15 protein-coding genes and 1 pseudogene are annotated in these 14,935 nt (G+C 63.2%); 12 read left to right on the top strand and 4 right to left on the bottom strand.

Features of this window, described 5'->3' with window-relative positions; translation table 11 throughout:
* Nucleotides 1-11: 11 nt before the first annotated feature.
* On the bottom strand, nucleotides 12-638 hold the full coding sequence (locus H7995_RS02800) for a Vgb family protein (RefSeq protein ID WP_166589568.1): 627 nt from the start codon (nucleotides 636-638) through the stop codon (nucleotides 12-14).
* Between the two features lie 34 nt (nucleotides 639-672).
* Nucleotides 673-1,893, bottom strand: coding sequence for a MalT transcriptional regulator family protein (locus H7995_RS02795; protein WP_182340421.1), 1,221 nt, complete (start codon nucleotides 1,891-1,893; stop codon nucleotides 673-675).
* A gap of 177 nt (nucleotides 1,894-2,070) precedes the next feature.
* Between H7995_RS02795 and H7995_RS02790 the strand changes: the two genes are divergently transcribed.
* Nucleotides 2,071-2,721 (top strand): MliC family protein, encoded by a 651-nt coding sequence (locus H7995_RS02790; protein WP_185817941.1) that lies wholly within the window; start codon nucleotides 2,071-2,073, stop codon nucleotides 2,719-2,721.
* A 13-nt stretch (nucleotides 2,722-2,734) separates the two neighbouring features.
* Nucleotides 2,735-2,926 carry a hypothetical protein gene (locus tag H7995_RS02785; protein ID WP_182340423.1) on the top strand — a complete coding sequence of 64 codons (192 nt, stop codon included), beginning with the start codon at nucleotides 2,735-2,737 and terminating at the stop codon, nucleotides 2,924-2,926.
* 7 nt (nucleotides 2,927-2,933) lie between these two features.
* Here H7995_RS02785 and H7995_RS02780 read toward each other — a convergent pair whose 3' ends face one another.
* A complete protein-coding gene (locus tag H7995_RS02780; protein ID WP_166589564.1) occupies nucleotides 2,934-3,287 on the bottom strand; it encodes a DUF1428 domain-containing protein in 354 nt (117 codons plus the stop codon).
* 316 nt (nucleotides 3,288-3,603) lie between these two features.
* Between H7995_RS02780 and pmrG the strand changes: the two genes are divergently transcribed.
* Nucleotides 3,604-4,278: a lipopolysaccharide core heptose(II)-phosphate phosphatase PmrG gene (pmrG, locus tag H7995_RS02775; RefSeq protein WP_185817940.1), complete on the top strand. Its 675-nt coding sequence runs from the start codon at nucleotides 3,604-3,606 to the stop codon at nucleotides 4,276-4,278.
* A 119-nt stretch (nucleotides 4,279-4,397) separates the two neighbouring features.
* On the opposite strand, the gene H7995_RS02770 is transcribed toward pmrG, so the two are convergent.
* Entirely contained in the window at nucleotides 4,398-5,288 is an 891-nt protein-coding gene (locus H7995_RS02770; RefSeq protein ID WP_185817988.1) for a site-specific integrase, read from the bottom strand.
* Between the two features lie 496 nt (nucleotides 5,289-5,784).
* Here H7995_RS02770 and arnC point away from each other — a divergent pair, with 496 nt between their 5' ends.
* The 9 genes and pseudogenes from arnC (at nucleotide 5,785) to H7995_RS02725 (ending at nucleotide 14,934) form a co-directional block, all read left to right on the top strand.
* A complete protein-coding gene (arnC, locus tag H7995_RS02765; RefSeq protein WP_182340427.1) occupies nucleotides 5,785-6,804 on the top strand; it encodes an undecaprenyl-phosphate 4-deoxy-4-formamido-L-arabinose transferase in 1,020 nt (339 codons plus the stop codon).
* A complete protein-coding gene (arnA, locus tag H7995_RS02760; RefSeq protein ID WP_185817939.1) occupies nucleotides 6,801-8,792 on the top strand; it encodes a bifunctional UDP-4-amino-4-deoxy-L-arabinose formyltransferase/UDP-glucuronic acid oxidase ArnA in 1,992 nt (663 codons plus the stop codon). Before arnC ends, arnA begins: the two co-directional genes overlap by 4 nt.
* Complete coding sequence (gene arnD / locus H7995_RS02755; RefSeq protein ID WP_166589561.1) at nucleotides 8,792-9,676, top strand: 4-deoxy-4-formamido-L-arabinose-phosphoundecaprenol deformylase; 885 nt, start codon at nucleotides 8,792-8,794, stop codon at nucleotides 9,674-9,676. Before arnA ends, arnD begins: the two co-directional genes overlap by 1 nt.
* Nucleotides 9,673-11,319, top strand: a complete 1,647-nt coding sequence (gene arnT / locus H7995_RS02750; RefSeq protein ID WP_166589560.1) for a lipid IV(A) 4-amino-4-deoxy-L-arabinosyltransferase — start codon at nucleotides 9,673-9,675, stop codon at nucleotides 11,317-11,319. Before arnD ends, arnT begins: the two co-directional genes overlap by 4 nt.
* Nucleotides 11,316-11,660 carry a 4-amino-4-deoxy-L-arabinose-phosphoundecaprenol flippase subunit ArnE gene (gene arnE, locus H7995_RS02745; RefSeq protein ID WP_166589559.1) on the top strand — a complete coding sequence of 115 codons (345 nt, stop codon included), beginning with the start codon at nucleotides 11,316-11,318 and terminating at the stop codon, nucleotides 11,658-11,660. Before arnT ends, arnE begins: the two co-directional genes overlap by 4 nt.
* On the top strand, nucleotides 11,657-12,070 hold the full coding sequence (gene arnF / locus H7995_RS02740; protein ID WP_166589558.1) for a 4-amino-4-deoxy-L-arabinose-phosphoundecaprenol flippase subunit ArnF: 414 nt from the start codon (nucleotides 11,657-11,659) through the stop codon (nucleotides 12,068-12,070). The genes arnE and arnF overlap by 4 nt, the downstream gene beginning before the upstream one ends.
* Nucleotides 12,067-13,490, top strand: a pseudogene (locus H7995_RS02735) (UDP-glucose dehydrogenase family protein). The gene arnF and the pseudogene H7995_RS02735 overlap by 4 nt, the downstream one beginning before the upstream one ends.
* Nucleotides 13,456-13,977: a GNAT family N-acetyltransferase gene (locus tag H7995_RS02730; RefSeq protein ID WP_166589556.1), complete on the top strand. Its 522-nt coding sequence runs from the start codon at nucleotides 13,456-13,458 to the stop codon at nucleotides 13,975-13,977. Before H7995_RS02735 ends, H7995_RS02730 begins: the two are co-directional and overlap by 35 nt.
* A 249-nt stretch (nucleotides 13,978-14,226) precedes the next feature.
* Nucleotides 14,227-14,934, top strand: a complete 708-nt coding sequence (locus tag H7995_RS02725) for an HPP family protein (protein ID WP_166589555.1) — start codon at nucleotides 14,227-14,229, stop codon at nucleotides 14,932-14,934.
* The last annotated feature ends 1 nt before the right edge of the window (nucleotide 14,935 follow it).

The raw sequence follows: 14,935 nt of genomic DNA, 5'->3' as shown, positions 1-14,935 counted from the left end.
ATGCAAGCGTCTCAGCGCCGGCGCACCACCCGCACGCGGCCGCTGTTGCCTCCGCCGCAGAAGAACTGCTCGGCGCCATCGGACTCCAGGCCCGAGACGCCGACCCCAGCGGGCATGTCGAGGGTCTCCAGGACTTCGCCGCTCTGCGGGTCGATCCGCCGCAGCTCACTCTCTTCACCTTCCCAGGTGCCGTGCCAGAATTCGCCGTCGACCCAGGTCACGCCCGTGACAAAACGGTTGGATTGCAGGGTCCGCAGGATTTTCCCCGAGGCCGGGTCGATCTGGTGAATCTGCCGGTCCTGGTACTCGCCGACCCACAGCGACCCTTCAGCCCAGGTCAACCCCGAATCACTGCCTCCGGGGGCCGGGATGCTGCCCAGCACCCGTCCGCTGGCAGGGTCGATCTTGTGGATCTGATTCCCGGCAATCTGATACAGGTGCTGGCCGTCGAAAGCGGTGCCGGCATCCGCGGCCATGGCGAAAGTATTCAGCGTCTCGCCACTGTCCGGGTCGAGGGCGATCAGGCCCAGGTTGTTGGCGAACCACACGCGCTCACCGTCCCAGGTGACGCCGTGCACACTGTCGACCCCGGGAAAGGGCCCGTACTCGCGCACTATGTTTGCGGCTGACTGTTTCATCGCGACATCCTCGTATGGGTTGGGAACCTGCAGCCTAATCACCGGACCAGGGCAGCGGGAGTAACAAAGTGGTCGCGAATCCCGGAATCGGTGGGCGGGTCCAGCGCGCCGCCCGGCCTCGGCCGAACACCTGTGCCTTGCCCTCTGCCGCCAGCGCCTCGAGGGCCCGTTGCACACTGCGCTGACTGATGCCCAACGCCAACGCCAGGGCCGAACTGGACCAAGACTCACCGTCCATCAACAGCGCCAGCACCTCGCTGTGGGGAGCTTCGACAGGCCAGGCCAGGACTGCCAGCGTGCCCGGTGCAGGCAGCACCAGGGCATATCCGCCCTGGGTTGCGGTGACCTGGGCCAGGGGCCGCAACACCGCGCGCAAGCGGCCGATTTCCACCCGCAGACGGGCCCGCAGGGAGTCGTCGCACAGTGTCAGGCGGAACACCCGAGCGATCAGCGTAGCCCTGGGCACCGCCTGCGGCCAGGCTTCGCCGAGAAGGCTGAGCAGCGCCATCAGCACCGGGCGGCCCGCCAGGGAAATCTGCGTGGCATACTGCTGGACCCGATAACACCGCGCGTCCAGCACCAGCGCCCCGGACCCCAGCAGCGCCTGGACGGCCTCCAGGTCCAGCAGTCGCTCTGCGCCCTGGCCAAGCAATCGCGCGGCCGGGGCTTGGAGTACCTGCCGGGCGCTTGCCAGTTCGGCACTGAGCGCCGGGATTGCGGCCAACCGCGCAGCCTGCTCGGCGTCGGCCAAGGCCAACCGGGCCGCCGGGGCATCCAGGCGCCTGATCGCCAGACCCGCGACAATCAGCCCATGGATCGTGCGCAATCCCGCTGGCAGCGAGCCTGGCTGCAGTGTGGCGAGTTGACCCTCGGCCGCGTCGAGTTGGCCAATCAGCAACAGCCGCCGGATCTGCAGGTAGCGGGCATGGGCCGCATTGATCCGGTCGCCGTGCCGTTGCAGGCACTCGCGCGCGGCCTCCAGGGCCGGTTGTGGCCAGCCGAGGTCCCGCGCGGCAAAGGCAATTTCCGCCTCGGCCACCACGCAACGCGCCCGCGCCACCCGCTCTTTGGGGTCGAAGTCATGGCTGGCCCGGCGCAGCAGAGCCTTGGCCCGCGCAAAGTCGCCCAACTGCGCCATGGCAATCCCGCGCAGGGCGAGCGCCGGCGGGTCGTCGCGCAAGGCGACGTGCTTGAGTGCCCCCAACGGGTCGCCGACCGCCAGTGCCCGGGCGGCGGCGGTGATCAGCGAATCCATGTCAACCGCTCCCACGCATGCTCTCTGGCCCTGCAGTCTATCTCAGCGGCCACTGGCCCTGCGGTAGGCGAGGCCTGTGGCAAGTTTTTCCCACTGACTTACACTGAAAGACCCATAACGCGGATCATGGTGCTCACCGTTGCCCGGGCAGTCGCTGATGATCTGAGTGAAGCCAGCATGAAAACGCTCACGACCCTGTGCACCACCCTCCTCGCCACCGGCGCCTGCGCGGTGCACAGCGAGCTGGCCTGGGCGGGCGCCCTGTACAACACCAGCTTCGAGTGTGCCCAGGCCAGCCTGGTGGTGGAAAAGCTGATCTGCCGCGATCCGCAGCTGGCACGTATGGACCTCGAACTGTACCGCCTGTATCGCCTGGCCCTCACCGATGAGCGCTCGGTGCCGCGCCCGGACAAGGTCATGACCGACCAGCGCTTCTGGACCCTGGCCCGCAATCAGTGCGCCTCCACCGCCGAGCCCAAGACCTGCATCCGCCAGGCCTATGCCGAACGGGCCCATCAGTTGCGCCAGGGCTCCGCCATCGTCAGGACCAAGGACCCCAGCCGGCTGACCGACGGACCGCTGGCGTTTCATTGCGACGGGCTGGACGCGCTGGTGGCCGCCACCTACTTCAGGGCTGGCCCGGATGTGCTCTATCTGCGCTGGGCCACGACCTCGATCACCCTCACCCAGGTGCCGAGTGACTCGGGGGAGCGCTACAGCGGCAAGGACGCTCGCGGCTATTACAGTTTTTCCCAGAACGGCAACCAGGCGCTGCTGCAGCGCCCGGCCAGCGCACCCTTGAGGTGCACCCTCGAACCCACTGGATAAGCGGGAGGGCGTCATGCGCCAGATAGTCAGTAAAGAACCCTGGTGGGCGAAGCCCCCCCGGCAAGGGCAGGACGAGTCAGAGCTGGAATGGGGCTGGCTGGTGACTTACAACGAAGGCGAACCACGGTTTGAATTCGTCAAGCAACGGCCTTCGCAGGACGAGATCCGTAACCGTAAGAGTTGCCGGATCACGCCTCACGAATGAACACGCGCTAGACGTCGACAATCCGCTGGAAACCGCCGAACACCATGCGTTGGCCATCGAACGGCATCTGGTTGCCTTGCTCATGCACGCGCGGGTCGGCCATGAAGCTGGCCATGCCGGCGTCGCGGGTTGGTCGGTCGGGCCACAGGATCCAGGAAAACACCACGGTTTCGCCCTCCTGCAGTTTCACCGCCAAGGGAAACGACGTCAGCTTGCCCTCGGGCACATCGTCGCCCCAGCACTCACTCACGTTCAGTGCGCCAAACTCCTTGAAGATCTGCGCCATGGTTTCGGCATGGTGGCGGAACGCCTCGCGCTTGGCGGTGGGTACAGCGGCTAGAAAACCATCGACATAGGACATGCTCAGACTCCTGTTGCACATTGGCTGATGGAACGGCTCATGCACTAGTCGACTGGCCCGGCCAATGATCGACAGGCCCGGGGACGGTAGCGACCGACGGTCAGGCGTAACGATTGTCCGGCCACTTAGCGGCAATGATTTGGATCCGCTAATACTCGCTACTGGGCCGAAGCGAATTTTTCACATTGGTTTCACTCCCCTGCCACCTGCCGACGCCTAGAGTGCCCGACATCATTTGTCCTGCGAGCGCCTTGCACGCGCCTTGTCAGGATCATTTCAGTATTGGATTGATGGTCTACAGGTGAACACTGTGGTTATGTCCCGAACACCGAAGTCATCCGGTGCACGTTCCGCTCAACACCCCCTACGCAAGGTGGCCCTCGTCACCCTGGCCCTGTTGGTGGCGGCCTTGGTCATGGGTTTCGTCGCCTGGCCAGTCTCGCCGATGCTCCTGGCGCAAGGCGACCAGGTGCAAAAGGCCGGTATGCTGCAACGCTGGCAGGCCGGGGAAATCGTGGTGCTGGTGCGCCATGCCGAACGCTGTGACCAGTCGAGCAACCCCTGCCTGGGCCCTGCCGACGGCATCACCGAAGTCGGCCGGGACGCGGCCCGGCATGTAGGCCAGGCCTTGGACGCCCTGGGGCTGGCCCACACCGACCTGCTCACCAGCCCGGCCACCCGCACGGTGCAAACCGCGCACTACCTCTCAGCCCAGGAGATTCCCCAGCAGGAATGGCTGGCAGCCTGCGGCGAGACCATGGGCGCCGAGGTGCTGGCGCACAAGACGGCGCAGCGCAATCTGGTGCTGGTGACCCACAGTGGCTGCATCAGCGATTTCGAAGCACAGAACGGCTTCAAGCATGCCAGCAAAGCCGAGTACACCAGCGCGTTGTTTGCGGCAGCGGGTCCAGATGGGAAGTTGCACATACTCGGCACGGTGAATGATGCTGATTGGCCGGACGTGCTGAACAATCAAGTTGCAGAGCAATAGCACAGGGTGTCCCGCGCTTGGGGTGAGTGGCGCCCAGGCAGTCAAGATTATCCACCCCTGCCAAATCCTCTAAATTACTTTATAAATCGTCGATATCGTATTGTTTGATAAGGATTTAATTACAGATCGAAGCGATCTACCGCGCGCCGCCGCTCATTGTCGTCGCGCACATCGTAATTGGCAGTGGTCTGGATGTTGCTGTGGTGCGCCAGTTTCTGCGCGATCGACAGGTCGTGTTCCTCGATCACCCGGGTGATGAATGAGCGGCGGAAGTCATGGGGCATGATCTTCACGCCTACCTGAGTTCCGCGTTGCCGGGCAATGTAGTAGATCGCGTGCTTGGTTATCCGCTCGCGGGTGATGTGGCTGCCACGGCGAATGCGGTTGAACAGGAAGCCATCGTCCGCCTGCCCCTCTTCGAGAAACGAACGCCGCAGTTCCAGCCAGGCCTCGAGCTTGGCAAAGGCCCAGCTCGGCGCGTACTTGATCAACTGCTTGTTACCCTTGCCCGTGACCTGCAGGCTGCGTTCGGTGAAGTCGACCTGCGCCAGGTCGAGGTTGACCGACTCCGACTTGCGCATGCCCGAGCCGTACAGGATCGCAATGATCGCCGCATCGCGCAGGCCCTGGGGCCGAGGGTCGGCGGCGCACACCGCCATCAGGTCGTGGATCAGGGTGCGCTTGAGGTTGCGCCCCTGGGACAGGCGCGTGCCGGCGATGCCTTTGACCGAGCGCATTTTCAGCAGGTGCTCATGGCTGATCAGGCTCATGCGCCAGGCTTCGTTCATCACCCCCCGTACCGCGTTGACGTACAGGGACGAGGTGTTGGGCGCGTAGCCATCGCTGCGCAACGCCGCCACCAGCGCGATCACATCCTCGGGCTGCAACTGGTGCCAGGGGATGTCTTCCATGTTCAATTCATCAAAACCCAGGCGGTCGGCCGCGTCCTGCAAGACATAACGCAAGGTCAACTGGCTGGAGGGTGCCAGGCGCGCCAGATACAGCGTCAGTGGATTGGGGCGTTGCACGTCGGGTGTCGGTGGGGTATCGGGTAAATCGAACAAACTGAAAGGACCTTTAATGAAAATTGCTCAACAAAGAGGGGTCAGACAGGCTAAACCTGTAGGAAGTTTCTGATAAAAGCTGCATCCCTGGCAGCCCCCTGAACAATTGCTGTAAGCGTCTAAGTTAAACGATCCGGACACCGATTTTTCATGTCACTTTTACATTTCCGCGCTTACTCTCAGCGCTTCCGAATCAGGTTCTGCCTGAGCCAAGCTGCCGGTCCCTGGGAGAAAAGTCAATTCATGGGGTTTTTCACCATTACCGGCTAACCGTTTGATATGGAATATTTTTCTTGAGTTACTCTGTGACAATTTATTCATTTAAGCCGAGCTTTCCACGGAACTCGACACCTCGGTGTTCGATCCCATTGTTCCCTGACATGACTCCCAATGACGTCAAACCCGTAGTGGGCGCCATTGCACAGACCCTGGACCCAAGCCTTTGAAGCCTTATCCAATCCATTGCGTGTCGATCGTTATCCCGGTCTACAACGAAGAAGACAGCCTGCCCGAGTTGTTGCGCCGCACCGAAGCGGCCTGCCGCCAACTCAAGCAGGACTATGAAATAGTCCTGGTCGACGACGGCAGCCGCGACAGCTCCGCACAACTGCTCGAAGAGGCCGCCGCCCGCGACGGCAGCAACGTGGTGGCGGTGATCCTCAACCGCAACTATGGGCAGCACGCGGCGATCATGGCCGGCTTCGAACAGTGCAAGGGCGATCTGGTGATTACCCTCGACGCCGACCTGCAGAACCCGCCCGAGGAAATTCCTCGCCTGGTGGCCCAGGCCGAACTGGGGTACGACGTGGTGGCCACCGTGCGCAACAATCGCCAGGACTCGGCCTTGCGCCGCTATCCCTCGAAGTTGATCAACCTTGCGGTCAAGCGCTCCACCGGGGTCGCCATGAGTGACTACGGCTGCATGCTGCGGGCCTATCGGCGCACCGTGGTCAACGCGATGCTGGCCTGCCGCGAACGCAGCACCTTCATTCCGATCCTGGCCAACAGCTTTGCGCGCCACACCACCGAGATCCTGGTGCAGCACGCCGAGCGCGAGCACGGCGAGTCCAAGTACAGCACCATGCGCCTGATCAACCTGATGTTCGATCTGATCACCTGCATGACCACCACCCCGCTGCGCCTGCTGAGCATCATCGGTTTCAGCATGGCGGCGCTGGGCATGCTCTTCGCCCTCACCCTGATTGTCTTGCGCCTGGCCTTTGGTGCCGACTGGGCCGGTGACGGCATGTTCGTGTTGTTCGCCATCCTGTTCGTGTTCACCGGTGGCCAGTTCATCGGCATGGGCCTGTTGGGCGAGTACCTGGGACGGATGTACGGTGATGTCAGGGCCCGGCCACGGTTCTTCATCGAGAAAGTTTTGCGCAACCAAGCCGCCACGCCGGCTCCCGTTGTCACTGTCGACGGTTTGACTTCCACTTCAACTGATCAGGTTTCGCCATGAGTTCAAACGCTGTTGTTTTTGCCTACCACGACATTGGTTGCGCCGGCATCGAAGCCCTGCTCGAAGCGGGCGTCCGGATAAGCGCGGTGTTCACCCATGCCGACGATCCCAAGGAAAACACTTTCTATGGTTCGGTCGCGCAACTCTGCGCACGCAAGGGCATCACCGTGCATGCGCCGGAGGACGTCAACCATCCGTTGTGGATCGAGCGCATCGCCAAGCTCAACCCTGACTACCTGTTCTCCTTCTATTACCGCAACCTGTTGAGCGAGCCGCTGCTGGCAACCGCCCGCCAGGGTGCGTTCAACCTGCATGGTTCGTTGCTGCCGGCTTACCGTGGCCGCGCACCGGCAAACTGGGTGCTGGTCAACGGTGAAACCCAGACCGGTGTCACCCTGCACCGCATGGTCAAGCGCGCCGACGCCGGGGCCATCGTCGCCCAGCAAGCGGTCGCCATTGAACGCAACGACACCGCGCTGAGCCTGCACGGCAAGCTGCGCGAAGCCGCCGCCACTCTGCTGCGCGACACCTTGCCCCTGATGCTCCAGGGCAAAACCCGCGAAACCGCCCAGGACGAATCCCGCGCCTCCGTGTTCGGGCGCCGCACCGCGGCGGACGGCAAACTGCTGTGGCAACAACCGGCCGAGCAACTGTTCAACCTGGTGCGCGCCGTCACCCAGCCCTACCCTGGCGCCTTCTGCGCCGTAGGCGAGCACAAATTGATTGTCTGGAGTGCCGAGGTGGCCAAGGGCAATGCGGGCCTGGCACCCGGACGCGTGATCAGTGTCGACCCGTTGCGCATTGCCTGCGGCGAAGACTCGCTGGTGATCACCTTTGGCCAACGCAACGACAACGGTCTGTTCCTCAGTGGCCCGCAACTGGCAGACGAACTGGGCCTGGTCGAGGGCTCCGTGTTGCGCGGCGCCGAATCCGGGCGCAGCCCACGGCGCACCCGGGTGCTGATCCTGGGCGTCAACGGGTTCATCGGCAATCACCTGTCCGAGCGCCTGCTGCGCGACGACCAGTACGAAGTCTACGGCCTGGACATTGGCTCCGACGCCATCGAGCGCTTGCGCAGCCTCCCCAATTTCCACTACGTCGAAGGCGATATCAGCATTCACTCCGAGTGGATCGAGTACCACATCAAGAAATGCGATGTGGTCCTGCCGCTGGTGGCCATCGCCACGCCCATCGAATACACCCGCAACCCACTTCGCGTGTTTGAACTGGACTTCGAAGAGAACCTCAAACTGGTTCGCTACTGCGTCAAGTACAACAAGCGCGTGATCTTCCCGTCGACGTCGGAAGTCTATGGCATGTGCCAGGACGAGAACTTCGACGAAGACACCTCCAATCTGGTCGTCGGCCCGATCAACAAGCAGCGCTGGATCTACTCGGTGTCCAAGCAGTTGCTGGATCGGGTGATCTGGGCCTACGGCCAGCAAGGCCTGGATTTCACCCTGTTCCGGCCGTTCAACTGGATGGGCCCGCGCCTGGACCGCCTGGACTCCGCACGGATCGGCAGCTCCCGAGCCATCACCCAACTGATCCTCAACCTGGTGGAAGGTACGCCGATCCGCCTGTTCGACGGCGGCGAGCAGAAACGCTGCTTCACCGACATCGCCGACGGCATCGAAGCCCTGGCGCGGATCATCGACAACCGCAATGGCGCCTGCACTGGCCAGATCATCAACATCGGCAACCCGGACAACGAGGCCAGCATTCGCCAACTGGGCGAGGAATTGCTGCGCCAGTTCGAGGCACACCCGCTGCGTGGCAACTTCCCGCCGTTCGCTGGCTTTCGCGAGGTCGAGAGCAAGGCGTTCTATGGCACCGGCTACCAGGACGTGGCGCACCGCAAGCCAAGCATCAAGAACGCCAAGCGCTTGCTGGACTGGACCCCGACCGTGCACATGCGCGAAACCATCGGCAACACGCTGGATTTCTTCCTGCGTGAAGCCATGCTCGAAATCGCGGACAAGCGTTGATGCAGGCAGGCCTTCGAATCGATGTCGATACGTACCGGGGCACCCGCGAAGGCGTGCCCCGGTTGCTCGACATGCTGGATGAGGCGCAGGTCAAGGCGACGTTTTTCTTCAGCGTTGGCCCGGATAACATGGGGCGCCACCTGTGGCGCCTGATCCGCCCACAGTTCCTCTGGAAAATGTTGCGTTCCAATGCCGCCGGCCTGTACGGCTGGGACATTCTGCTGGCGGGTACCGCCTGGCCCGGCAAGCCCATCGGTCGTGACCTGGGGCACCTGATGCGCCGGGCTGCGGACGCCGGCCATGAAATTGGCCTGCATGCCTGGGACCACCACGGCTGGCAGGCCAATGCCGGGCGCTGGAGCGATGCACAGTTGAGCCAGCAGATCCGCCGAGGCGTCGACTGCCTCAGCGATATTCTCGGCCAGGCCGTGGACTGTTCGGCCGCCGCCGGCTGGCGTGCCGATGAGCGGGTGATTGCGGCCAAGCAGGATTTTGCTTTTCGCTACAACAGTGATTGCCGGGGGCACAGCCTGTTTCGTCCGCGCCTGGCCGACGGCAGTCTCGGCACCCCACAGATTCCGGTGGATTTGCCGACGTTCGACGAAGTGGTCGGCCCGCTGGTGGCCGCCGACGGGTTCAACCCATTCATTCTGGACCGATTCAGCCCCTCGCAGCTGAACGTCTACACCGTACATGCAGAGGTAGAAGGGATTCTGATGGCTGAGCATTTCCGTCAATTGCTGGTGCAAGCGCGCATGCGCGACATCGACTTCCAGCCCTTGGGCAACTTGCTGCCCGATGCGCTGGACACCCTGCCTGCGGGGCGGGTCCTGCGGGGCACGCTGGCCGGCCGTGAAGGCTGGCTGGGGGTGCAAGGCGCATGAGCAGACGCTGGATACTGCCGTTATTGTTGCTGGCTTTCGGCCTGTTCTACCTGCTGCCGATGACGTCCCACGGCCTGTGGATTCCCGACGAAACCCGCTACGCCCAGATCAGCCAGGAAATGCTCCTGACCGGGAACTGGGCCTCCCCCCATTTCATGGGCATCCGCTATTTCGAAAAACCGGTGGCCGGTTACTGGATGATCGCCCTGGGCCAGGCGCTGTTTGGCGACAACCTGTTTGGTGTGCGCGTGGCCTCGGCCCTGAGCACTGGCCTGAGCATCGTGCTGACCTACCTGATTGCCCGGCGCCTATGGAGCGACCCACGCAAGAGCCTGACCTGCGCCTTGCTCTACATGAGTTTGTGTGTGGTGGTCGGCCAGGGTGGCTACGCCAACCTCGATCCGCAATTCACCTTCTGGGTCAACCTGAGCCTGGTGGCGTTGTGGCTGGCCTTTGACAGCCAGACACCCCGCGCCCGCCTGGGCTACTGGGCCCTGACCGGCCTGGCCTGCGGCATGGGTTTCATGACCAAGGGCTTCCTCGCCTGGCTGCTGCCGGTGCTGATCGCCCTACCCTACATGGCCTGGCAAAAGCGCTTGCGTGAACTGCTGACCTACGGCGGCGTGGCCGTGGTGGTCGCGGTGCTGGTGAGCTTGCCCTGGGCATTGGCGGTGCATGCCCAGGAGCCGGACTTCTGGAATTTCTTCTTCTGGCATGAACACATCCGCCGGTTTGCCGGTGCCGATGCCCAGCACTCGGAGCCCTGGTGGTACTACTTGCCGCTGTTGCTGGCGTTCAGCCTGCCGTGGGTCGCATTGTTGCCGGTCGCCCTGCGCCAGGCCTGGCAAAACCGGCGCCAGGCCAGCATCGGCTTCCTGCTGCTGTGGCTGCTGCTACCACTGGCCTTCTTCAGCTTGGCCAAGGGCAAATTGCCGAGTTACATCTTCCCCTGCCTGTTGCCGCTGGCGCTGTTGATGGGCGATGCCCTGGTGGATCGCTTGAGAAACCGCCAGACCCGGGTCATCCGCATCAACGCTGCGCTCAATCTGGCACTCGGTGGTTTGGTGCTGCTGGCGCTGGTGTATTTCCAGATCAAGAAACCGCTGTACAACAACGAACCCGAGCACCTGGCGCTGGTCAGCGTTGCCGTGATCGGCTGGCTGCTGTGCAACGCCCTGCAGGCGCTGCGACCCTTGCGACTGTGGGCCGCGCCGGTACTGGGCAGTTGGCTGTTCGTCGCCCTGCTGCCGGCCGGCCTGCCGAACTCGGTGGTCTACAACAAGACCCCGGACCAGTTCATCAACGACCATCTGCAGGAGCTCAGCCAGAGTACCCGCCTGTTGAGTAACGACCTGGGCGCCGCCTCGGCCCTGGCCTGGCGCCTCAACCGCCCGGACGTGGCGCTGTACAACACCGTAGGCGAAGTGAAATATGGTCTGGCTTATCCTGACACCCTGCATCGCCGGGTGGACTTCCTCAAGGTCCCGCAATGGATGAGCGAAGCCCGCCAGCAAGGCCAGGTGGGCGTCGTCATGCGGATCAATGGCCAGGAGCACTACGAAATCGACATGTTGCCCCAGGACTTCAAACGTTATGACCAAGGCAATCTGGTGATCCTGATTTTCCCCAAGAGTCAGCCATGAGCCTGATACTGATCGGGGTCGCCTGCCTGCTGACTTGCCTGGGCCAGGTGGCGCAGAAATACGCCGTGGAAAGCTGGCGTGACCGGCCTTCGGCACTGCTCGACAAACTGCGTTCGCCCTGGCTGTGGCTGGCGCTGGCGAGCCTGGGCCTGGGCCTGCTGGTGTGGTTGCTGGTGCTGCAACAGCTCGATGTCGGGGTGGCTTACCCGATGCTGAGCCTGAATTTTGTCCTGATCACCCTGGTGGCCCGCTTCGTGTTCCATGAAGCGATCGACCGCCAGCATTGGATCGGCGTCGCCCTGGTGATCGCCGGGGTGATTCTGCTCGGGAGGCAACTATGAGCCTGGGTCGTGGAATGGGTTTTGCGATGACCAGCGTGGTGCTGGTCAGCACGGCCCAGTTGGGCATGCGCTGGAGCATGAGCCATCTGCCCCTGCCATCGCAGTGGTGGACGGCCCTGCACGACGGCACGGTCGACCCCTTCGCGGTGGCAGTGGTGCTGAGCGCCATCCTCGCCTATGGGCTGTCGATGCTCTGCTGGCTGCTGGCCTTGCGTGACGTACCGCTGGGACGCGCCTACTCACTGCTGAGCATCAGCTACGCCCTGGTCTACCTGCTGGCGGCCAGCCTGCCACTGTTCAACGAAGACTTCAGCCTGTCCCGCTCCCTGGGGGTGGCCCTGGTCATCCTCGGAGTCATTACCATCAATTCGCGCAGCAACCGTACTTCAGACCTCAGGAATGCCTCATGAAAATCAGTGTAATCGGGAGTGGCTACGTGGGCCTGGTCCAGGCTGCCGTGCTGGCCGAAGTGGGCCACGATGTGGTCTGCATGGACATCGATGAGCAAAAGATTGCGCTGCTGCAGCAAGGGCATGTGAGCATTTTCGAACCGGGGCTGGCCAGCCTGGTACGTGAAGGGCTGGAATCTGGACGGCTGCATTTCAGCACCGACGAAAAACTCGCCATCGAGCACTGCCGGGTGCTGTTCATCGCCGTGGGCACGCCGTCCGACGACGAGGGTGCGGCCGACCTGCGCTATGTGTTGTCAGTCGGCGATGCAGTGGCCCGCCACCGCCAGCAGCCGCTGATCCTCGCCGAGAAATCCACCGTGCCCGTGGGCACTGGCGACACGCTGCGCGCGCACATTGAACGCCAGTTGCACGCAGGCGGGCGCAGCCTGAAGTTCGATATCGTCTCCAACCCCGAGTTTCTCAAGGAAGGCTCGGCGGTCGCCGACTGCCGGCGTCCCGACCGGATCATTGTCGGCTGCGACAGTGACGAAGTCCGCGAAGTGATGCGCGACCTCTATGCGCCGTTCAACCGCAACCACGATCGCATCCTGTTCATGGACCTGCGCAGCGCCGAACTGACCAAGTACGCCGCCAACTGCATGCTTGCGACCAAGATCAGCTTCATCAACCAGATCGCCGAACTGGCCGAACACCTGGGGGCCGACATTGAGTCGGTGCGCCTGGGCATCGGCGCCGACCAGCGTATCGGCTATCACTTCATCTACCCCGGCTGTGGTTATGGCGGCTCGTGCTTCCCCAAAGACATGCGGGCCTTGATTCACAGCGCCCAGCAAGCCAATTGCTCCAGCGACCTGCTGCAAGCGGTGGAAGCGATCAACGAACGGCAAAAACACAAGCTGTTCGAGCGGATCAACGCGTTCTACAACGGCAACCTGGCCGGCAAGACTTTCGCCCTCTGGGGGCTGGCATTCAAGCCCAATACCGACGACATGCGGGACGCCCCGAGTCGCGTCTTGATGGAGGCGTTGTGGGCAGCGGGCGCATCGGTCAGCGCTTTCGACCCAGAAGCCATGCAGGAAACCCAGAAGCTGTACCCGAACGAGACCCGGCTGATGCTGATGGGCACGCCAGAATCAGTCCTCAAGGACGCTGACGCGTTGATCATCTGCACCGAATGGCAGCAGTTCAAGGCCCCCGACTTCGAGTTGATCCAGCAGCGCCTGAAGGCGCCGGTGATTTTCGACGGGCGCAACCTGTACGACGCCGAACGCCTGGCGCGCAATGGCTTCAAGTACTTCCCGATGGGGCGCGGCGAGTCCTGCCATCTGCCGATGCCGCAGCAGCAGTGGCCCGCTGCAGCGGCCATCGCCTAGGCCGTCGCCATGACCTATTCCCTGCGTCGAGCCCACGTCGATGATGCCGACGCCCTACCCGACATCGAGCGCTCAGCGGCACGCCTGTTTGCCCAAGACCCGGAGCTGGCCTGGCTGGTCGACGCCGCGGTGATCAGTGGCCCTGAACATCGCCAGCACATCGCAACATCCCCGGTGTGGGTGGTCGAGGCGGCGGATGGGGGTATTGTCGGTTTTCTCAGCGCGGCTGTGGAGGGCCGCCAACTGCATGTCCAGGAGCTGTCGGTCGGACGTTCGGCCCAGGGCCAGGGCTTGGGTCGCCGGCTGTTGCAGGCGGCGATCGAGCATGCCCGGGACCAGGGGTTGTTGGCAGTGACCCTGACCACCTTCCGTGAATTACCCTGGAACGAGCCGTTCTATCGGCGCTGTGGTTTTGCCACCCTGGCAGCACAGCAGATCGATCCCCACCTGCAGCAACGGCTGGACGCGGAAGCGGCCCACGGCCTGCCCCGTCATCGGCGCTGCGCCATGCGCCTGGACTTGCGCCTCTAGCGACAAACCGTTGCAGGCTCGGCGCACCGGCCGTAATCGGCGGTTGCCTGTGTGGCCTGAGTGCACGCCGGGGGATTTAACTTCAACATTAATGAACTTAAAGCTCATTAATATGAATTTGTCAGGCGGCACGTTGGCCGGCACACTGTGCCGGTTCCTCCCCCAAATGTTGGAACGCTTAAAGGGCTTGCTGGAGAACCAGCCAAGCCCTTCTTTTTGCCTGCCCTTCACCACTGGACCGTTCTGCCCATGTTCGCTCGCTGGATTCCTGCTGCCATCAACACTCGCCCGACCGAATGGAGCCGCGCGGCCATCGGCATGTCGCTGGGCACGCTGCTGAGTGTCTGGGTCTGTGCCCAGGTCTTCGGCATGCCGATTGCCCTGCACTTGATCGGCCCCCTGGGAGCGTCGGCAGTGCTGTTATTCGCCGTGTCATCCGGTGCCCTGGCCCAGCCGTGGTCAATCATCGGTGGCTACCTGTGTGCCACCGTGATGGCGTTGCTGGTGGCTCACGTGCTGGGACGAACCCTGGCCAGTGCTTGCCTCGCGGCCGGCATGGGCTTGATCCTGATGTGCTGGTTACGTTGCCTGCACCCACCGGCCGGGGCCCTGGCACTGCTGATGGTGCTGGCGGATCCGGCAACCATCGCCCTTGACTGGCAGGCGCTGGCCCCGGTGATGCTGGGCGCATCGACCCTGCTGCTGAGCGCCCTGGGGTACAACAACCTGACCCGCATTCGTTACCCCAAGCGCCCCGCCGAGCCTGTACCAATGATCCCGGCGGACCACCCGCCCACCGACAGCCAGGCCATCACCGCCGAAGACCTGAAGGCCGCGCTGGCCGAGCTTGAGGCCTTCTTCGACGTCACCCCCGAAGACCTCGAACAGTTGATCCATGCCAGCGAGCGTCACGCCAAGCGTCGCAGCATCGGCCAGGTACTGAGCGGCCAAGGCTGAA

Origin of the sequence: Pseudomonas kielensis (genome assembly GCF_014236655.1) — a bacterium.
Lineage (GTDB): Bacteria > Pseudomonadota > Gammaproteobacteria > Pseudomonadales > Pseudomonadaceae > Aquipseudomonas > Aquipseudomonas kielensis.
This window is presented reverse-complemented; position numbering and strand designations above follow the sequence as displayed.